This is a genomic window from Paractinoplanes atraurantiacus (assembly GCF_900215205.1).
Lineage (GTDB): Bacteria > Actinomycetota > Actinomycetes > Mycobacteriales > Micromonosporaceae > Actinoplanes > Actinoplanes atraurantiacus.
In genome coordinates this window covers 186,934-204,811 of the sequence record NZ_OBDY01000005.1, presented here as the reverse complement: position 1 = coordinate 204,811, position 17,878 = coordinate 186,934, and the positions used below count along the sequence as shown (strand labels likewise).

The following is a 17,878-nucleotide window of genomic DNA, read 5'->3' as shown; positions in this document are numbered from 1 at the left end:
CTGGTGGAACGGCGTTTCCAAAAGGTAGGGTGCCGGGATGGCGGTCACCGATGAGTCCGAGCAGATCAGGCGGGTCACCGTCCACGCCGGACGGCCACCGGTCGCCGTGCGGCGCGGCAGCGGGGCGCCGTTCGGGTGGTGGCCGGCGATCTGCGTGGCCCTCGTGGCGGCCATCGACCGGATCGAGTACAACCTGCTGGCCGGGGCCCTCCCGACGATCCAGGAGGAGTTCGGCTTCAGCGACAGCGCGGGCGGCGCCATCGCCACCGCCGGGGCGCTGGCCGCGATCATCCTGCTGCTGCCGGCCGGCAAACTCGCCGACACCGGCAAGCGCACGTGGACGATCGCCGCCATCGTCGCCGTCTGGGCGCTGCTCACCGTCGGGACCGGGCTGGCCGGCTCGTACGCCACGCTGTTCGCCGTTCGGGTGCTGCTCGGGGCGGCCGGACAGCTCTACAACCCGCCGTCGTCCAGCCTGCTCGGCGATCTCTATCCGGGTCCGGGGCGGGCGCGCGCGTACGGCTACGAGCGGATGGCGTACTTCGCCGGGCTCCCGATCGGCGTCATCGCCGGCGGCGCCCTCGCGCAGACCGTGGGGTGGCGCACCGGGTTCTTCCTGATCGCCGTCCCGGGCGTGATCATCGCGCTTCTCGTGCTCACGGTCCGCGAGCCGGTCCGGGGCGTCGGAGACGATCTTTCCCGGTGGTACGGCGATACGGGCCCTGCCTCGGTCAATGCGCCCTCGCCAGCACTTCCGATGCGGGAACAGCTGGTCACCCTGCTGCGCATCCGCACCCTGCGCTCGGTGATCACCGGGCTGAGCATCCTGTTCTTCGGGCTCGGCGGCCTGTTCTTCTGGATGCCGTCGTTCTACGCCCGCGAGTTCGGCCTGCCCGAGGCGTCGGCGGCGGCCGTCGGGGGAGGGGCGGGCCTGGTCGGGATCGTGGCCGGCATCCTGGCCGGCAGCTGGATCGGCGACCGCCACCATGAGCGGCGGGTGGCGATCGGCGGCTGGTCGCTGCTGCTCGGTACGGTCTTCCTGGCCGGCGCGGTCAGCGTGCCGGCGCTGGTGCCGCAGGCGATCTGCTTCACCCTGGCCAACGCGGGCTTCGCCGGGGCCATCGCCAACCTGACGGCGGCCAACGCCGACGTGGTGGCGGCGCACCGCCGGGGCCTGGGCTTCGCGGTGCTGCAACTGCTGGTCACGCTGGGCGGGGCGCTCGGCCCGTGGCTCATCGGCATCGCCTCGGATGCGACCGGGTCGCTGCGATGGGCGTACACCGTCGTGCTGTTGCCCTTGATCGTCGGAAGCCTGATCGTGCTACGCGGGCAGCGCACGTATGGGGAGGATGCGGCTGCCGCCCTCGGCGGCCGACCAGGAGACCGATAAAGTCCATGCCATGGGCGTACGGTTCGAGATCCTCGGCCCGGTCCGCGCCTACCGAGACGCCGCTCCGGTGGACCTCGGGCCGCCGAAACAGCATGCGCTGCTGGCCCTGCTGCTCCTGCACGACGGCCACCCGGTGACGGTGCCCCAGATCATCACGGCCCTGTGGAGCGGCGACCCGCCCCCGAACGCGGTCGGCGCGGTGTACCGCTTCATCGGCGGCCTGCGCCGCGCCCTGGGGCCGTCTTTGATCGCCCTGACCGACGCGGGCTACGTGCTGCGCCCCGACGAGAACGCGCTGGACGTCGCCACCTTCCGGGCCGCCGCGGCCAGCGGTGACGTCTCCCGTGCCTCGGCCCTCTGGCAGGGCGACCCGCTGTCCGGCCTCACCGGCCCGGTCTTCGAGTCCGCCCGCAGCCGCCTCAACGCCGAACGGGCCCGCCTCTCCCAGCCCGCCCCCAGCGACACCATCCCCGCACCTGCCCCTACCTCCTTCTCTACGCCTTCACCTGCGCCTGCCGCTTTCTCTGCGCCTGCCTCGTCCTCTGCGTCTACCTGGTCTTCTGCGGCTTCGCCCGCTTCCTTCGCCCGCGCCGAGCCCGCCAACCCGACTCGGGCCGAGCCCGCCCGTGCCCGCGTCGAACCCACCCGCGTCGACCCCTCGTCTGCCGGCCCGGCCCGCGTCGACCCTTCGTCTGCCGGCCCGCCCAGCGTCGGCGCCTCTTCCGGCGGCCTGCCCCGCGTCGATCTTTCGTCCTTTGATCCGGCCCACCCCGGGCCGGCGCCGATCGACCGCACCCGCACTGAGCCGGCACCGCCTGACCCGACGCGGGTCGAGTTCGGCCGTGCGGAATCGGCCCAAGGTAAGCCCGCGCCGCTCGACTCCACGCGGGTCGAGTCCGGTCGTGCGGAATCCGCCCACGGCAAGCCCGCGCCGCTGGACCCCACACGCGTCGAGTCCGCCCGCGCCGACTCTGGCCGCGCCGACTCTGGCCGCGCCGACTCTGGCCGTGCCGAGGCCGCGCGTGGACGGCCGGACGGTGAGTCCAAGCCGGCGGAGTCTCCCTACTCGGAGCCGGTCGATCCGTGGGACGGGCACGACCTCTTTCCGCCCTCGATCATCTGACGCCCCGCCGACATCGTTGTCAGTCGATCGGGCGAGCGGGCTCCGGGCGGCGCGTTATTGATCGAGATGAATTACTCTGGCTCCCATGAAGAAGCTGGGACATGCCCGTGCGGCGGTCGCGCTGGTGGCCGTCGCGATGCTCGCAGCCTCCGGCTGCGCCAAGAAGGACACCGGGAGCACCACCGAAAGCGGCGTGGCGCTGGTGAAATCCGGCGTTCTGACCACGTGCACGCACCTTCCGTACGCGCCGTTCCAGTCGAAGGACGACAGCGGCAAAGTCGTCGGCTTCGACGTTGCTCTGATCGACCTGGTCGCCGCCAAGTTGTCGGTGAAGCAGGAGATCGTGGACACGCCGTTCGAGGGGATCAAGTCGGGGGCCGACCTCAACTCCGGCAAGTGCGATGTCGCCGCGGCCGGCATGACGATCACCGATGAGCGCAAGAAGGTCATCGACTTCTCCGACCCGTACTTCGACGCCACCCAGGCGCTGGCCACCCAGACCGGCAAAGAGGTCAAGACGCTGGAGGAGCTCGCCGGCAAGCGCCTCGGCGTGCAGGGCGGCACCACCGGCGAGGAGTACATCAACGCCCAGGTCAAACAGAAGGGCCTGAAGGTCGAAGTCGTCTCCTACCGGGACCTGGCCGCGCTGCAGCAGGCGCTGGCCACCAATCAGGTCGCGGCCGCGGTCAACGACCTGCCGGTCTGGAACGAGTACATCAAGGCCAACCCGGGCAAGGCGGTCGTCGCGGCTGGGTTCGACACCGGCGAGCAGTACGGGTTCGCGGTCAAGAAGGGCAACACCGAGCTGCTGAAGAGCGTGAACGAGGCCCTTGCGTCCGCGCGGTCCGACGGGACGTACGACAAAATCTATAAGGAATGGATCGGCGAGAAGCCGGCCAGTTGATGAAACTCAGCCGCCGCCGGCGACAGCGGCTCGTCCGCGTCGCCGGCTACGCCGTCTTCGTCGCGGCCATCCTGGTCGTGGTCACCGCGGCCGACTGGGATCGCCTCTCCGACGCGTTCTTCCGCGGCGACATCGCGCGCGGCATGTTCCCCGAGGCGATCACGGTCGCGCTGCGGAACACCATCATCTACACCCTGCTGGCCTTCGTCTTCGGCCTGACGCTGGGGCTGGTCCTGGCGCTGATGCGACTCTCGTCGATCCTGCCGTACCGGTGGGCCGCGACGGCGTACATCGAATTGTTCCGCGGTCTTCCCGCCCTGCTCGTGCTCTTCATGGTCGGCTACGGCGTGCCACTGGCCTTCCCCGATCGGGAGATTCCGGGCGGGGTGTACGGATCGGTCACCGTCGGCCTCGGCCTGACCGCCGCCGCGTACATGGCCGAGACGATCCGCGCCGGCATCCAGGCCGTACCCAAAGGCCAGCTCGAGGCGGCACGAACCCTCGGCATGTCGCACACCCGGGCGATGGTCTCGATCGTGCTGCCGCAGGCCTTCCGCATCGTGATCCCGCCGCTGACCAACGAGATAATCCTTCTGACAAAAGACACTTCTTTGGTGTACGTCCTGGGCGTCACCCCGGCCACGATCGAGCTGACCAAGTTCGCGGGCGACACCCTCAACACCAAGGTCAACCCGACTCCGCTGGTCGTGGCCGGCCTGCTGTACCTGGTGATCACCCTGCCGCTGTCACAGGTGGTCCGGGCGCTGGAGCGCCGGGCCGCGAGGGAGAGGTGACCTGACGATGTCCACCATCGAGATCGCTGAACTGCACAAGTCGTTCGGCAAGCTGGAGGTGCTGCGCGGCATCGACCTGAAGGTCGAGCCGGGCGAGGTGGTCTGTGTGATCGGCCCGTCCGGCTCGGGCAAGTCGACGCTGCTGCGCTGCGTCAACCTGCTGGAGGAGCCCACCTCCGGCTCGATCCGGGTGGCCGGCGTCGAGGTCACCGACCCCGACACCGACATCGACGAGGTACGCCGCGGCATCGGCATGGTCTTCCAGCAGTTCAACCTGTTCGGCCACCTGACGGTCCGCGAGAACGTGACGATAGCCCAGCGCCGCGTCCTCAAGCGCAACCGCGCCGACGCCACCCGCATAGCGACGGCCAACCTCGACCGGGTGGGCCTGACCGACAAGGCGGCGTCGTACCCGGCCCAGCTCTCCGGCGGCCAGCAGCAGCGGGTGGCGATAGCCCGCGCCCTGGCCATGGACCCGAAGCTGATGCTGTTCGACGAGCCGACCAGCGCCCTGGACCCGGAGCTGGTGGGCGAGGTCCTGGCCGTCATGCGAGGCTTGGCCGCCGACGGCATGACCATGCTGGTGGTGACACACGAGATGGCCTTCGCCCGAGAGGTGGCCTCGCGGGTGGTCTTCATGGACGCCGGCGTCATCGTCGAGCAGGGCCCACCGGCCGAGGTCTTCAACAAGCCCCGAGAGGCCCGCACACGAGAGTTCCTCCACCGGGTCCTCGAGCCCACCCGCGTCAGCGAGACCGAGATCGGCGCTCACCTGACCGAGTGAGTTACCTCGGAGATAGGCCGTCCGGCTGAGGCATTCCTCCTACTGGATGACTAGTGTCGTCGTACTGCACCATTGATGATCATTTACCGAATTGGGTTGATCCATGGAGCCAGCGACGGTCAGCGTGCGAATTCGGTGTCCGGGCGCTGAGGCGGAAGACCTCGACGATCTCGCGCAGAATCTGCGCGAGGCACTCCTCGACACCGACGTCGACGACGTTCGGCAGGAAATAACAGGAGCGGCGCAGGCAGGAGCCAAGTCCGGTGAGGTACTTGCGGCGGGCGCGCTAGTGGTCGCGCTTGCGCCGACGGTGGTGGAGAGCTTGATGACGATCGTCGCCTCCTGGCTGAGCCGTCAGCCCAGCGACGTCGAAATCGAGGTCGACGGGCAGCGCTTCCGCGGCCGGGTCACCCGATCGGAACGAGACGAGTTGGTCGCCGCCTACCTTCGGCGGCTCGACACGAAGCCATGACCAGGAACGCGCCGAAGCGCCGGGCGCTCCTGCTCGGCTGCGGCACCTTCGCCGATCCCTCGCTGGCGCCGTTGCGCTCGCCACGCCGGGACGTGGACGAGCTCGCCGGCGTGTTGAGCCATCCCGACCTTTGCCGCTACGAGGTGTCGGCGAAGCGCGACTGCACGAGCCAGGAGGCTCGCCTCGAGATCGAGCGGTTTTTCGCCCACGCGGGCGTGTCCGATGAGATGAACCTGCTCTACTTCTCGTGCCACGGCGTGCAGGACCGGAGGGGACGGCTCTATTTCGCCTTCGCCGATACGGACAAAGCCTTCCTCGGCGCCACGGCGGTCTCGGCCGAGTGGGTGCGGGACTGCATCTATTCGAGCCGGTCGAAGGCCACGCTCGTTTTGGTCGACTGCTGCTTCAGCGGTAGGTTCATCAAAGGGATGAGAGCCCGATCGGTCGGCCCGAACGTCGAGACCCTGATACAGGATCTGCCTCGAGGTTCCGGTCTCGCCGTGCTCACCGCCTCCGGCGACTCCGAAGCCAGCTTCGAGGACGAGGAATCCGCTGTTGTACGGCCGTCGTACTTCACCGATGCGTTGGTCAAAGGCATCGCCTCTGGTGCCGCCGACCGCAATCGTGACGGCCGCATCACCGTGGACGAACTGTACGAGCACATTCACGAGGAAGTGACTCGCGGACCGTCGCCCCAACGTCCTCTCCGTCTTGGCGAAGGGGAAGGAGCCCTCGTCGTAGCCGACGCTCCACGTGGCACGAAGCTGACCGAGATTTCACGTCTGCCCCTCCTTTCCGCGCGCGGCGTCCTCGGCTACATCTCGTTCGACGGCGAGTGGGTGGTGATCGGCAAGGACGGTGTCGGCCACATCTACAAGGGGGAGCGCCGCTACCACGTCAGCCAGCTGTCCGGCGTGGCGGTGAAGGCCGCGACCCGCTGGAACCACGGGTTCATCCAGGTACTGCGCCCCGGCGTCACCCCCGCGCCCGTGGTTCGGTTCGGCGCGAACGCCGGTCGGCCGTCCATGACCGACGACGACTCGATTTCTTTCGCCAATTCCAGCAACGACGCGATCAGTCAGATCCGTGAGGCCCTCCTGAAGGCCATCGGAGAAACGCCCGGCGCCGGACTCGACGATCGACTCGATCCACCGGAGGCGCCCCAACCCGAGGGCGGGACGGAGCCACGAAGCGCACCAACTCCGCGAACGCCCGACGTCGAACGTCGTCAAGGAGAGCTTGACGGCGCTCGCGTCGTCACCAGGATTCCACTCGGCGCCCTCGACAGCTTGATCGCCAACGGTTTCGATGTCCTCCGTTGGCTCGCGCCTTGGTGGCAGTCCCGGCAAACGGCCTTACCGTGGTTGGCCGAGCTCGCTGAACACCTCGGCGGGCCACCCGGATCGGCCTCTACTCCGTCTCCGAGCTATGTCGAGGGCTTGGGCAAAGGCATGTATGACGCGTGGCGGGAAGCCATCGCCACGCGAGTTCTTCCGCCTGACCGGCCGTCGTTCGAGTCTTGGCTGAGACAGCCCGCCGCCTGGCTGAAACCGGGAGCACTGCTGGCCGACGCCACGATCGGCGACCTGGTTGCCGCCCGGAAGCGCGTTCGTCGCATCGCCGTCATCCGTACCACGCTCCGGGTCGCGCTCTACGTGGCAGCCGGCGTGCTTCTCCTGATGGAGATCGCCGCGATCGGCGTCACCATCGAAGGAGGCTGGACGGACGCTGACGGCAAGGTATCCGAGGACCAGGCGATGAGCGCCGTCTTCGCCAACCTGGGCTGCTCGATTCCGTTGGCGGGGCTCGGTGTGCTGATCTTCCTGGACATCAGGAGATCTCGGCGGAGGAGGCCGGTAGCCGGCTGAGCCTCAGGACTCCTCTTTGCTTCCCAGCTGGCGCTGTGCCTTGCCGATCACCGACTTTGCTCGGCCGAAGGCTCCCCTGCCGAAGCGGCCGGCGGCTCCTACGCCTTCGGCGCCGGTTTCCAGGACCTTGTCCTTGACGTCGGCGCCGGTGTCGAGGACCTTGTCGCGGACTTCGGCGGCCGCGTCGAGCCAGCGGCGGGCGTCCCGGGACTTGTGGTCGCGTTCGATGCCCAGGCGCTCGTTGAAGGCGACGACGCCGGAGGCGATGTGGTTGGTCGAGTGCACCACGGCGCGGGAGCTGGACGGATTCAGCAGGACCTTCGCATTGGCCGTGCCGGCCGCCCTGTCCATCCGTTCCAGCAAGGTCTTGGTGGTGCCGGCGATCAGGTCGAGGCGGTTCTGCCGGGCGATGCGGATGGCGACACGATGCTCGTCCAGTTCCTCCGGCGACGCGTCCAGCACCCGGTCGAGTTCGAGCACGGCGACCGCGTCCTGCAGCTGGAAGCAGCGGGCCAGGACGGAGAGCCACTCGCCGACCTTGGTCTCGGCTTCCTTGGACGCCTTGGCCAGGTCACCGACGTTCGCCGTCTCCAGCTTCTGAGCGATGCCGTCGAGCTGCCGCAGCGCGTACGCCTGGGTCCGGGCCAGCGACACCGGCGTGGCCTGCACCTTCGACCAGGTGATCTCGGAGACGCGGTCCACCCGGTCGCGGATCGTCAGGGCCTCGTCGACGACGAGCTCCACCCCGATCATGTCGGCCACCACGGCGTCGGTCTGGGCCCGGAGCACGGCGTCGACCTTGGCGTCGATCACGGCGAGATATTCGGTGATCTCCTCCATGGTCTGCTTCATCGCGAGTTGCGCCATGAGCCCGGCGGCGCCGCTCAGCATCGCCGGGTTGGTCAGCATTGCGCCGGGCGTCTTCACGATCTCGAGCAGGCCGGTGATCTTCCCGTGGTCGGTCAGCACCGCACGGCCGACACCGTCGCGGGAGCCGGTCATCAGGTTGTACTTCTTCATCGCCTGAGCCGACTCGGCGGTCAGCTGCACCCAGCGGCCGGAATGCTCGGCCGCCTCGGAGCCGGCCTTGACGATTTGGACCCGGTGCCGAGGGCCGAGCCGAGCCGTTTCAGCCCGAGATCCTTCGACGGAAGCCGCTCGGCGGTGAGGAAACGCTCCACAGCCGCCGGATGCCCGATGACCGCCAGGCCATCGCCGTCACTGATCAGCTGGATCTCGTTCTCCACCGTCTGCTCCCCGAAATGCGCGCACGAACCGGCCACACGCTATCGACGCCGCCCGCGCCCGCACCATGGTCCGCTCGGCCTAGATGATCAAGGAATCGGACGATGCGGCGATGCCCGCAGGCGTTGCTCGATGTCCTCGCTGGCGGAGTTCGCTGAGACGATGGTGTCCAGGTCGAACTGGTTGATGAGGTTCTCGGCGTCGAGGGTGAGCTGCTCGGGGTCGGGGTTCGACATCCACCAGTCACACTGGCCGGTCGTGTCCCGGACCGAACCGGCGCTCGTCTTGATTCCGCCGCCGACGATGACTGGCGGCTCTGCCACATCCATCGGCACGCCCCAGGCGCACACGCCCTGATTTTCGACCGAGATCGTCACGACAGAGCCGGGCCACCCGGGGAAACGCCGGTCATGGTCGTCAGGAGTGTCCGTCTCGACCCGGCCGGGAAACACGATTTGGTCGCCGTACGGCTCGGCCAACTCCCAAGCGATCTCGGGCGTGATCAACTCATGCAGCCGTCGAAGCCCCGCGATGCGATGCTCATCCTTATGCACTTGGAGTGTCCTTCATGTCTGCATCGGTCGTGTGCACTTCACTGGTCGAGGGGGCGAAGAGCCTTTCAGGCCCGGGACTGCTCGATCTGCTCGCGGTAGTACGCGATCCAGTGGTGGACGGTGTCGCTCTCGTCGACCTGTATGTCGGCGCCGTCCGGGTCGCGGCGTCGTCGAGACCTTCAATCGTCTCGATCAGCATCTTGCGCTGAGAATCGAGGAAGCCGTTCAGGGCCTCGCGTATCCCGGTAGTCGGACATGCGGGGATGCTATCGATGAGTTGAATTGCGATGTCGGAAGGAAGGATCGTCGCGTGCCCACGCTCTTTACGCAGATCATCAACCGTGAGCTTCCCGGGCGGATCGTCTGGGAGGGGGAACGGGTGGTGGCGTTTCTGACCATTGCTCCGCTCGGGCCCGGGCACACGCTCGTGGTGCCCCGCGACGAGGTGGACGACTGGACGGAGCTCGCACCTGATCTGCTGGCCGAGGTCATGGGGGTGGCGGGGACGATCGGGGCGGCGATCAAGCGGGTCTTCGGCGCGCCCCGGGTGGGCTTGGTCGTGGCCGGGTTCGAGGTGCCGCATGCGCACGTACATGTCTTTCCGGCCTGGTCCATGGCCGACTTCGACTTCGCCCGGGTCGACTCGGAGGTCAGCGCCGCGGAGCTCGACGACACCCATCGGCGGCTGGTCGCCGGCCTGTGACGCGCGTCACTGTATCCGTCTGAGTGGATGGTCGGTTCGAACGAGGTCTGATGTCGGCGATTCAAGGGGGAGTCGTTCATGCTCAGGCCTTATTTCGCTCTGGCGGCGCTTGTCGGAGGGCTGATCAGTGGGGTTCCGCCGCGCGGCGGAACGGTGGAGAAGGACGTCTATGGGGTGTCCCATGTGCGGGCCGGTAGCCAGCGGGAACTGTTCTATCTGCAAGGCATGGTGCACGCCGAGGACCGGATGTTTCAGATGGACGTGTCGCGGCGGCGGGCTTCGGGGACGCTGGCTGAACTGATCGGGAGCAGCGCGCTGGGCAGTGATGTGCAGATGCGGGCTCTGGGGCTGCGGCGGTCGGCCGAGGGAGGGCTTCAGCTGCTTTCGAAAGAGACGCGGGCCGCGTTGGAGGCGTACACCGACGGGGTCAACGACTGGCTTGCCCGGGGGAAACTTCCGGGGCAATACCGGGCCGTACGGGTCACCAAGGTGGCGCCGTGGACCGAGGTGGACAGTCTTGTCGTCATCAAATCGCTGGCGTTCAGCCTGTCGTTCGATCTGGACCTCGATCGGACCAATGCCGTACGGACGTATGACGCGGCCGGCAAGGACGGGCAGAAGGTGGTCTTCGGGGATCTGATGCCGTTCGCGCCGTTCTCGACCGCCTCGCCGGTGGCCGATGCGACGACGCGGCCGGGTAAAGCACCGCAACTCGCGGCCGTTGAATTGCCGGAGTCGGTGAGCCGGATGGCGGCCGATTATCTCGGCAAGGCCGAGCGGGTGTCACTCATCGCGTCGGCGCTCAACCGTGACGGGGACCGCGGCTCCAACTCGTGGGTCATCGGCGGCCGGCACACCGCGAACGGGCGGCCCATTCTGGCCAGCGACCCGCATCTGAGCGTGGAGGCGCCGTCCGTCTTCCACCCGATCGACCTGCGCGGTGGTGGCTTCGACGTGCAGGGAGACAGCCTGCCGGGCACCCCCTTCGTGATTCTGGGGCAGAACCGGGACATCGCCTACGGCGCGACCCAGCATTTCATGGACGTCACCGACACGTACGCCGAAAAGGTCGAAGCCGACGCCTCCTCGCCCAGCGGCCTGTCGACGGTTTATCAGGGCCGGCGGGAATCGGTCACGGCCATTCCGGAGACGTTCCGGGTCAATCCGCGCACGGCCATGGACACGCTCGAGGTCGTGCCTCCGGGTGGTGCCGTTCCGGCGCGGACGCTCATCGTGCCGCGGCGCAACAACGGGCCGCTTCTGACGTACGACGCGGTGGCCGGCGCCGGGATCTCGGTGCAGTACACCGGTTTCGCGCCGACGGCCGAGCTGGAGACGTTCCGCCTTTTCAACCTGGCGCGCAACGTCGGCGACTTCCGTGAGGCGATCCAGTATTTCGACGTGGGCGGGCAGCATTTCGTCTACGCCGACCGTAAGGGCACTATCGCGTACTTCACCAACGCCGAGGTGCCGATCCGCGAAGACCTGCAAGCGGGGAAGGTGCAAGGGAATCCGCCCTATCTGCTGCGGAACGGGACGGGCGGCAACGAATGGCTGCCGGTTCGTCATCGGCAACTGCACCAGGCCCTGCCGTACGAGATCGTGCCGTTCGCCGAGATGCCCCAGGTGGTGAATCCGCCGGCCGGGTTCATCGTGTCGGCCAACAACGATCCGACGGGCAACACCTTCGACAACAACATGTTCAACCAGCTGCGACCGGATGGCGGTATTTCGTACCTCAGCTTCTTCCACAACGGTTTCCGCGGCGGACGCATCACCGACATGGTGAAAGCGGCGGTCCGCAAGGGCGGGATCACCGCGGACGACGTCGTCGCCATGCAGGCCGACACGACCGCGCTGGACGCGCAGTATTTCGCGCCGATGGTGAAGGCCGCGTTCGACCGGGCCGGAAGCAAAGACGAACGGATCGCCGAGGCGGCGGGCCGGCTCGGCCGCTGGAACCACACCTATCCGACCGGTCTTTCCGGGCCGCGGGAGATCGATGACAGTGTGGCCGCCACGATCTACGTGCTGTGGCGGGGCCGGTTCATCACCGAGGTCTTCGACCGGCACCTCGGCGGGCGGCCGACCACGAGCGACTTCCACGCCATGCAGGCGCTGAAGCGGCTGGTGGACCGGGGCGGCGTCGGCGAGTCGGGCATCGACTTCTTCGCCGTGCCGGGCATGGCCGATCCCGGGCGAAGACGAGACCACCTGATCCTGAAGAGCCTCGGCGACGCCCTCGACCTGGCCGCGAGCGACAACTTCAAGGCGGCCTTCGGCAACTCGGCCGACCAGCGCGACTACCTTTGGGGCAAGCTGCACCGGATCACGCTGACCTCGCCGCTCGGACCGCCGTACTCGATCCCGGCGGACGGTCCCGGCATTCCGGTCGACGGCGGCGTCAACGTGCCCGACGTGGCCGGTCATCCGCTGCGCGCGGACACGCCGGCCAAGTTCACGCTCGGCCTCGTGCCGGCGCGCCGGTTCGTGGCTCAGGCCGAGGCGTCGGGCTGGCGGTCGGTGAGCTCCCTGCCCGGCGGGACCAGCGAGGACCTGGGTGACCCGTTCGCGCGGAACCTGCTGCCGGGGTGGCTGGCCAACCAGACGTATCCGGTCGGCACCTGGACCGGATAGGCGATAATCACCCCATGTTCGCGAAGCGGATCGTCACCGTCCTGGCCACGCTGCTCGCCATCCCCGGTCTGGGCGCCTGCGGCAGCGCCGCCGCCGAGACCCGCCGTGACGAGCCGGCCGCGATCGCCCCGGTTCCCGCTTCCGGCGCCCGCGCCGTCGGCCGTGACCTGCAGGCGGCCGTTCCGGCGGCGGCCGCGCCCCGCAACGTGCCGGCCGCCTTCCCGCTGCCGCCCGGCAGCCGGGTGACCAGCCTGTCCGACCCCGAGTCCGGCGCCTCGTTCGTGCTGAGCGCGCCGGACCCGGAGGCGGTGCTCTCGTTCTACCGCCGCGAGCTGGCCCGCGGCGCCTTCACGCTCGTCGCCGACCGGGCCGCCTCCGAGACGACCAGCCTGGCCTTCCGCGAGGCCCAGGGCTGGGCGGGCACGATCTTCGCCACCACCCACCGCGTCACCGTCGCCGTCAAGCGGGCGTGACCGTCACCGTTGTGGTGTGCCAGCCGGTGGCGCCGCTGGGGAACGGCGTGGCCCGCTCCTCGGTCTGCACGGTGCCGTCGCCGTCGGTGGCGCGGACCGCCAGGGAGTGCGGCCCGGTCGTGGCGCGCCAGCTGTAGCGCCACTGCACCCACGTGTCGACCGAGGGCACCGGCAGCAGCTCAGCCGGCCGCCAGGGGCCGCCGTCGACGCTGACCTCGACCTTTGCGATGCCGCGGCGTTGGGCCCAGGCCACGCCGGCGACCGTGACCGGGCCCGGGGCGAGGCGGGCGAACGGGCGCGGCTTGTCGATGCGGGAGGCGGTGCGGACCGTCCCCGCCCGGGCCCAGCCGCGCTTGACCCAGTAGGCGTCGAACGCGGCGAACGTGGTCAGCTCCAGCTCGGTCACCCATTTGCAGGCGCCGGCGTAGCCGTACAGCCCGGGGGTCAGCATGCGCACCGGGAAGCCGTGCTCGGGCGGCAGGGGCGCGCCGTTCATGGCGACCGCCAGCATCGTGTCGCGGCCGTCGAGCGCCGTGGCGACCGGTGTGCCGATGGTCATGCCCTCCACCGAGCGGGCCACGATCTGGTCGGCGCCCTCGAGCAGGCCCGCCTCCCGCAGCAAGGGGCCCAGCGGGACGCCGAGCCAGCGGGCGGTGCCGATGTACGGGCCGCCGACCTCGTTCGAGACGCAGTTGAGGGTGATGTCCCGCTCGATCAGCGGGCGGCGCAGCAGGTCGTCCAGGGAGAGCCGCAGCTCGCGGCCGACCATGCCGTGCACCCGCAGCGACCAGGCGTCCGGGTCGATCCGCGGCACGGTCAGCGCCGTGTCGACGCGGTAGAAGTCGCCGGCCGGGGTGACCAGCCGGGGGTCCGACGGCTTGGCCGCCGACGCCGGTGCCGGAAGCCGGAGGTCGGTGCGGACCCGGCCGGCAGTACGCCGGATGATCAGCGCGCCTCCCTCGGCGAGCACCGCCGCGCCGGCCACCAACGCGGCGCCCCGCAGGAACGCCCGCCGCTCGGTGCCGGCCGCCGGCTCCGCCCGGTCGCCACGACGCGAGGAGGCGGAAAGGTCGCTGCCGGGCGAGGAGACGGAAGGGGCGCTGCCGGGCGAGGCGACGGAAAGGCGGGCCGCTTGGGCCAGCAACCACCACAGGGTGACGCCGGCGATGGCCGCGGCCAGCAGCGACGGACCGGTGTCGGGGAGCGTGCCGGCGGGCCGCGACAAGGCCGCGGCCGCGCCGGCCACCCCGAGCACCGCCGCGCCGGCCGCCACCAGGGCGCGGCGGCGCTGCCCGAGGACGCCGATCAGAGCGGCGAACAGCGCTACGACCAGACCGACCGACGCCAGCAGCACCGGCTTGTCGTGGGTGCCCAGCTCTCGTACGGCGAACTCCTTCACCGCCGTCGGCGTCGCGTCGATGACCGCGCCGCCCACCGCCACGAGCGGCCCGGCCCCGGGCCGGGCCGCGGCCGCGAACAACTCCGCGACCGCGATCCCGAGCCCGGCGGCGAGCACCCCGGCGGCGGCGCCGCGCAGGAGGCCGCGCATCAGCTCTTCGGCATCAGGACGGAGTCGACGATGTAGACGTTGGCGTTCGCCGTCTGCACGTTGCCGCAGATCACCGAGGCCGCGCCGTTCACCTTGAAGTCGGTGCCGGACCCGGCCACCATCAGGTCCTTGCCCTCCAGCGTCTTGTGGTCGCCGGCCAGGTCGGCCGGGGTGAGCTTCCCGGGCACCACGTGGTAGGTGAGGATGTCGGTCAGCGTCTTCTTGTCGGCCAGCACCTTCTTCAGATCGGCCGAGGGGATCTTGCCGAAGGCGTCGTTCGTGGGCGCGAAGACCGTGATGCCGTCGGCCGAGTTGAGCGAGTCGACCAGCCCGGCCTGCTTGACCGCCGAGACCAGCGTCGACAGCAGCGGGTTGCCGGACGCCGCGGTCGCGACCGGCACCTGCGCCATCGCCTGGAAGCTGCCCTTGTTGGCCGGGTCGGCCGGCACCGCGGCGCAGCCACTCCCGAAGTTGACCGTCGAGTCCGACATGTCCGATGGGGCGGACGAAGCGGCGTTGGCTGTCATGTCGGGCGCGGCGGCCGCGGTGCCGTCGGTGGAGTCGTCGTTGCCGCACGCCGCCAGCGAGATGGTGAACAGGGTCGCCGCGGTGAGGGCTACGAGCTTCGGTGCACGCATGAGTTTTACTCCTCCGAATCGGGTTCGTACACCTTTGATTCGGTACGAGTCATGCGCCGGATTGGTCGGTCATCAGATTATTTTCACGAGCGCCTCCGGCGAGGTCGTCGGTGTCCGCGAACCCGGCGCGGGCTCGACTGTCACCCCGATGGCCGACGAGCCGGACAGGCCGTCGACGATGCGGACGGTGGCCGACTGGCCCACGCCGAGCGCGCCGGCCGACGCCGCGTCACCCGAGCGGATGGTCCAGAGCTGGTAGACGTGCCCGCCCGACGGCGCCGCCGCGGCCGCCAGCATGATCACGCCGGCGTCGTTCAGTCGCGACGTGGCCACGGTGACCCGCCCGCCGCTGGTCAGGGGCTGCTCACGGACCACCAGGTCGGGAGCGGTGAGGATCGCCCGTACGCGCGCCTCGCTCGCCCGGGCGGCCACGGCGGCCGCGCGCTCGTCGCTGATCCGCTGCTCCTGCACCTGATAGACGGTGCCGCCGGCCACGAGCACGGCGGCCGCCGCCGCGGCCACCGGCCACAGGCGCCGCGTGGTGCGCACCTTCGCGGGCGGCCCGAGCTGACGGGTCCGCCGGATCTCGGCCCGCACGGACTCGCGCAGCCGGGGCGGCGGGACCGACCAGGCGCCGTCGGCCAGCCGCGCGCCGGCCTCCCGCAGCTCGCCGACCTCGGCCCGGCAGTCCTCGCATTCCCGCAGGTGCCGCTCGAAGGCGGCCCGCTCGACGTCGTCGACCGCGTCCAGGACGTAGGGCCCGACCAGGGTGTGCACATCCGTACTCATGCCGCCACCCCCGCCGACAGACAGTCCCGCAGCCGGATCAGCCCGTCCCGCATCCGGGTCTTCACCGTGGCCAGCGGCGCCCCGAGCAGCTTGGCCACCTGCGGATAGGTGTGCCCGTGGTAGTAGGCCAGGGTGACCACCTGCCGTTGCAGCTCGGTCAGCCCGTCCAGGCAGTGGCGCACCTGCCGGCGCTCCAGCCGCACGGCGACCTCGTCCACGACCTCGTCGAAGGGCGTGTCGATCGACGCGGCACCGACCTTGAGCGTGCGGTCGGCCGAGGCCTGCTCCGACCGGACCCGGTCCACCGCGCGCCGGTGGGCGATGGTGAAGATCCACGCGGTCGCCGATCCCTGGTCCGAGTTGTAGCGGGCCGCCGACCGCCACACCTCCACCAGCACCTCCTGCGCCACCTCCTCGGCCTGCGCCGGGTCACGCAGCACCCGCCGGATCAGCCCGTAGACGCGGGGCGCCACCAGCTCGTAGAGCCGGTCGAACGCTTTCTCGTCGCCGCGGGCCACCGCCCGGAGCAGGGTGCCGGCGTCCGGCTGCGGTTCCGGCCCGGGCACCGGTGTCAGGTGCTCCGGGCGGCGGCTGATGCCGCGCTCTGCCATGGTGTCGCCTCTCCGCGGATCGAATCTTCCATTAGGCGATTCGGTGCCCTCGGGCCCGCGGATTGGTCACTAGACCGGGGCCATGACGCCGTACGTCTCCCGAAGCTCCGAGGGGATGACGGCCCGGTCGAAATGCCAGCCCTGGCCCAGGTGCACGCCGAGGGCGGCCAGCGTGGTGGCGTCCCCGGCGGTCTCCACGCCTTCGGCCACCACGACGGCGCCGACCGCCGCGGCCAGGTCGACCAGCGAGCGGACGACCACCGGCAGCACGCTGTCGCCCTGAAGGCCGGTGACGATGCCGCGGTCGAGCTTGATGACGTCCGGGCGGGTCACCACGATGTGGCGCAGCGAGGAGTAGCCGGAGCCGACGTCGTCGATGGCCAGGCGCATCCCGCGGGCGCGCAGCGGCGCCAGCACGGCGTGCAGGGCGTCGTAGTCCTCGACCGGGTCGTGCTCGGAGAGCTCGAGCACGACGCGGCTCAGCGGCATCGCGCTCAGGGCGTCTTGACATTCCCCGGTCATCAGCGTGGCCGGCGAGACGTTCATCGCGACATAGCCGGAGACCCGGTCCAGGTGGGCCGCGGCCGAGCGCAGGGCCTGGATCTCGAGCCGGTCCCGCTCGCCGATCAGCCCGGCGTCGGCGAAGCTTTCGTCCGGCGGCTCGTTCCAGTGCTGCGGGAAGCGGCTCAGCGCCTCCGCGCCCACCCGGCGGCCGGTGGCCAGGTCGATGATCGGCTGGAGCAGGACGGCCGGGCCGCCGGCCTCGATCAGGGGCCGGTAGCGCTCTTCGAGCTCGGCGTTGCGGCGGCGCTTGTGCACGTCGGGCTCGATGATGACCGCGGCGGCGTGGGCGAGCACCGACATCAGCGCCTCGTCGCGGTCGGAGAGCTTGGCGTCGGCGGTGAACCCGCCGGCGCAGAACGTGCCGTAGACGCTGCCGTCGCTGAGCACCACCGGCACCGAGATGAAGCTGCGGATCCGCGGCATGCGGGCCGCGGGCAGCTTCATCGCCTCGGGGAAGTCCTTGACGTTCGGCATGACCGCGGGCAGGCGCCCGTCCCGGATCGCCTGGCAGAACGACGTGTCCTGGGCGCGCTCGAGGCCGTCGAGGACGAATGAGGGAAGCGGGGTGTCCACCACCTCGAGGTGCTGGGTGGTGCCGTCCATGCGGCTCAGGAAGGCGAAGTTGAGCCCCAGCGACCGCCGCGCGGTGCGCAGGAGGTCGGCCACCTGCTCTGCCGCCAGGTCACGCTGTCTCATCACGCGCTGTCTCATCGGCTCCGGGCCGGGCGACCTGAGCGGACGTGTCGTCCCGCACAACGAATCGATCGTCTTCATGTTGTC

At 69.9% G+C, this 17,878-nt stretch carries 19 protein-coding genes; 11 read left to right on the top strand and 8 right to left on the bottom strand.

The window, feature by feature from the left end; all coding sequences use genetic code 11:
- The first annotated feature begins 37 nt into the window (after positions 1–37).
- The 7 genes from CRP55_RS15130 (at position 38) to CRP55_RS15100 (ending at position 7,335) form a co-directional block, all read left to right on the top strand.
- Positions 38–1,390 (top strand): MFS transporter, encoded by a 1,353-nt coding sequence (locus tag CRP55_RS15130; RefSeq protein WP_097320530.1) that lies wholly within the window; start codon positions 38–40, stop codon positions 1,388–1,390.
- Positions 1,391–1,400: 10 nt separating this feature from the next.
- Complete coding sequence (locus CRP55_RS15125) at positions 1,401–2,513, top strand: AfsR/SARP family transcriptional regulator (RefSeq protein WP_179855175.1); 1,113 nt, start codon at positions 1,401–1,403, stop codon at positions 2,511–2,513.
- Positions 2,514–2,598: 85 nt separating this feature from the next.
- A complete protein-coding gene (locus CRP55_RS15120) occupies positions 2,599–3,417 on the top strand; it encodes a basic amino acid ABC transporter substrate-binding protein (protein ID WP_097320528.1) in 819 nt (272 codons plus the stop codon).
- Positions 3,390–4,211, top strand: coding sequence for an amino acid ABC transporter permease (locus tag CRP55_RS15115; protein WP_245923001.1), 822 nt, complete (start codon positions 3,390–3,392; stop codon positions 4,209–4,211). The genes CRP55_RS15120 and CRP55_RS15115 overlap by 28 nt, the downstream gene beginning before the upstream one ends.
- A 7-nt stretch (positions 4,212–4,218) precedes the next feature.
- Entirely contained in the window at positions 4,219–4,995 is a 777-nt protein-coding gene (locus tag CRP55_RS15110; RefSeq protein ID WP_097320526.1) for an amino acid ABC transporter ATP-binding protein, read from the top strand.
- 103 nt (positions 4,996–5,098) lie between these two features.
- Entirely contained in the window at positions 5,099–5,467 is a 369-nt protein-coding gene (locus CRP55_RS15105; protein WP_097320525.1) for an effector-associated constant component EACC1, read from the top strand.
- A complete protein-coding gene (locus CRP55_RS15100; RefSeq protein WP_097320524.1) occupies positions 5,464–7,335 on the top strand; it encodes a caspase family protein in 1,872 nt (623 codons plus the stop codon). The genes CRP55_RS15105 and CRP55_RS15100 overlap by 4 nt, the downstream gene beginning before the upstream one ends.
- A 3-nt stretch (positions 7,336–7,338) precedes the next feature.
- On the opposite strand, the gene CRP55_RS15095 is transcribed toward CRP55_RS15100, so the two are convergent.
- From CRP55_RS15095 to CRP55_RS15085, 3 genes are all read right to left on the bottom strand, one after another.
- Positions 7,339–8,385 (bottom strand): hypothetical protein, encoded by a 1,047-nt coding sequence (locus CRP55_RS15095; RefSeq protein ID WP_218854465.1) that lies wholly within the window; start codon positions 8,383–8,385, stop codon positions 7,339–7,341.
- Complete coding sequence (locus tag CRP55_RS15090) at positions 8,376–8,582, bottom strand: hypothetical protein (RefSeq protein WP_143234622.1); 207 nt, start codon at positions 8,580–8,582, stop codon at positions 8,376–8,378. Before CRP55_RS15090 ends, CRP55_RS15095 begins: the two co-directional genes overlap by 10 nt.
- 87 nt (positions 8,583–8,669) lie before the next feature.
- Positions 8,670–9,134, bottom strand: a complete 465-nt coding sequence (locus tag CRP55_RS15085; protein ID WP_143234621.1) for a hypothetical protein — start codon at positions 9,132–9,134, stop codon at positions 8,670–8,672.
- 14 nt (positions 9,135–9,148) lie between these two features.
- On the opposite strand from CRP55_RS15085, the gene CRP55_RS52995 reads away from it, so the two are divergent.
- From CRP55_RS52995 to CRP55_RS15070, 4 genes are all read left to right on the top strand, one after another.
- A complete protein-coding gene (locus CRP55_RS52995; protein ID WP_179855174.1) occupies positions 9,149–9,343 on the top strand; it encodes a hypothetical protein in 195 nt (64 codons plus the stop codon).
- A gap of 101 nt (positions 9,344–9,444) precedes the next feature.
- Positions 9,445–9,837 (top strand): HIT family protein, encoded by a 393-nt coding sequence (locus CRP55_RS52990; RefSeq protein ID WP_179855173.1) that lies wholly within the window; start codon positions 9,445–9,447, stop codon positions 9,835–9,837.
- A gap of 78 nt (positions 9,838–9,915) precedes the next feature.
- Positions 9,916–12,474, top strand: coding sequence for a penicillin acylase family protein (locus CRP55_RS15075; protein ID WP_097320520.1), 2,559 nt, complete (start codon positions 9,916–9,918; stop codon positions 12,472–12,474).
- Positions 12,475–12,488: 14 nt separating this feature from the next.
- Entirely contained in the window at positions 12,489–12,947 is a 459-nt protein-coding gene (locus CRP55_RS15070; RefSeq protein WP_097320519.1) for a hypothetical protein, read from the top strand.
- Here CRP55_RS15070 and CRP55_RS15065 read toward each other — a convergent pair.
- The 5 genes from CRP55_RS15065 to CRP55_RS15045 all read right to left on the bottom strand — a co-directional run bounded on the left by CRP55_RS15065 (position 12,934) and on the right by CRP55_RS15045 (position 17,794).
- A complete protein-coding gene (locus CRP55_RS15065) occupies positions 12,934–14,496 on the bottom strand; it encodes a molybdopterin-dependent oxidoreductase (protein WP_097320518.1) in 1,563 nt (520 codons plus the stop codon). The two genes, CRP55_RS15070 and CRP55_RS15065, sit on opposite strands and share 14 nt — an antisense overlap.
- Positions 14,496–15,134, bottom strand: a complete 639-nt coding sequence (locus tag CRP55_RS15060; RefSeq protein ID WP_097320517.1) for a fasciclin domain-containing protein — start codon at positions 15,132–15,134, stop codon at positions 14,496–14,498. The genes CRP55_RS15065 and CRP55_RS15060 overlap by 1 nt, the downstream gene beginning before the upstream one ends.
- 72 nt (positions 15,135–15,206) lie before the next feature.
- Entirely contained in the window at positions 15,207–15,923 is a 717-nt protein-coding gene (locus CRP55_RS15055) for an anti-sigma factor (protein ID WP_097320516.1), read from the bottom strand.
- Entirely contained in the window at positions 15,920–16,534 is a 615-nt protein-coding gene (gene sigK / locus CRP55_RS15050) for an ECF RNA polymerase sigma factor SigK (protein WP_097320515.1), read from the bottom strand. The genes CRP55_RS15055 and sigK overlap by 4 nt, the downstream gene beginning before the upstream one ends.
- 69 nt (positions 16,535–16,603) lie before the next feature.
- Positions 16,604–17,794 carry a sensor domain-containing phosphodiesterase gene (locus tag CRP55_RS15045; RefSeq protein WP_097320514.1) on the bottom strand — a complete coding sequence of 397 codons (1,191 nt, stop codon included), beginning with the start codon at positions 17,792–17,794 and terminating at the stop codon, positions 16,604–16,606.
- Between the last annotated feature and the right edge of the window lie 84 nt (positions 17,795–17,878).

Coding starts and splice junctions, on each gene's coding strand:
- CRP55_RS15130 (WP_097320530.1), top strand. CDS start 38: ATGGCGGTCACCGATGAGTCCGAGCAGATCAGGCGGGTCACCGTCCAC.
- CRP55_RS15125 (WP_179855175.1), top strand. CDS start 1,401: ATGGGCGTACGGTTCGAGATCCTCGGCCCGGTCCGCGCCTACCGAGAC.
- CRP55_RS15120 (WP_097320528.1), top strand. CDS start 2,599: ATGAAGAAGCTGGGACATGCCCGTGCGGCGGTCGCGCTGGTGGCCGTC.
- CRP55_RS15115 (WP_245923001.1), top strand. CDS start 3,390: ATGGATCGGCGAGAAGCCGGCCAGTTGATGAAACTCAGCCGCCGCCGG.
- CRP55_RS15110 (WP_097320526.1), top strand. CDS start 4,219: ATGTCCACCATCGAGATCGCTGAACTGCACAAGTCGTTCGGCAAGCTG.
- CRP55_RS15105 (WP_097320525.1), top strand. CDS start 5,099: ATGGAGCCAGCGACGGTCAGCGTGCGAATTCGGTGTCCGGGCGCTGAG.
- CRP55_RS15100 (WP_097320524.1), top strand. CDS start 5,464: ATGACCAGGAACGCGCCGAAGCGCCGGGCGCTCCTGCTCGGCTGCGGC.
- CRP55_RS52995 (WP_179855174.1), top strand. CDS start 9,149: ATGTCTGCATCGGTCGTGTGCACTTCACTGGTCGAGGGGGCGAAGAGC.
- CRP55_RS15075 (WP_097320520.1), top strand. CDS start 9,916: ATGCTCAGGCCTTATTTCGCTCTGGCGGCGCTTGTCGGAGGGCTGATC.
- CRP55_RS15070 (WP_097320519.1), top strand. CDS start 12,489: ATGTTCGCGAAGCGGATCGTCACCGTCCTGGCCACGCTGCTCGCCATC.
- CRP55_RS15065 (WP_097320518.1), bottom strand. CDS start 14,496: ATGCGCGGCCTCCTGCGCGGCGCCGCCGCCGGGGTGCTCGCCGCCGGG.
- CRP55_RS15060 (WP_097320517.1), bottom strand. CDS start 15,134: ATGCGTGCACCGAAGCTCGTAGCCCTCACCGCGGCGACCCTGTTCACC.
- CRP55_RS15055 (WP_097320516.1), bottom strand. CDS start 15,923: ATGAGTACGGATGTGCACACCCTGGTCGGGCCCTACGTCCTGGACGCG.
- sigK (WP_097320515.1), bottom strand. CDS start 16,534: ATGGCAGAGCGCGGCATCAGCCGCCGCCCGGAGCACCTGACACCGGTG.
- CRP55_RS15045 (WP_097320514.1), bottom strand. CDS start 17,794: ATGAGACAGCGTGACCTGGCGGCAGAGCAGGTGGCCGACCTCCTGCGC.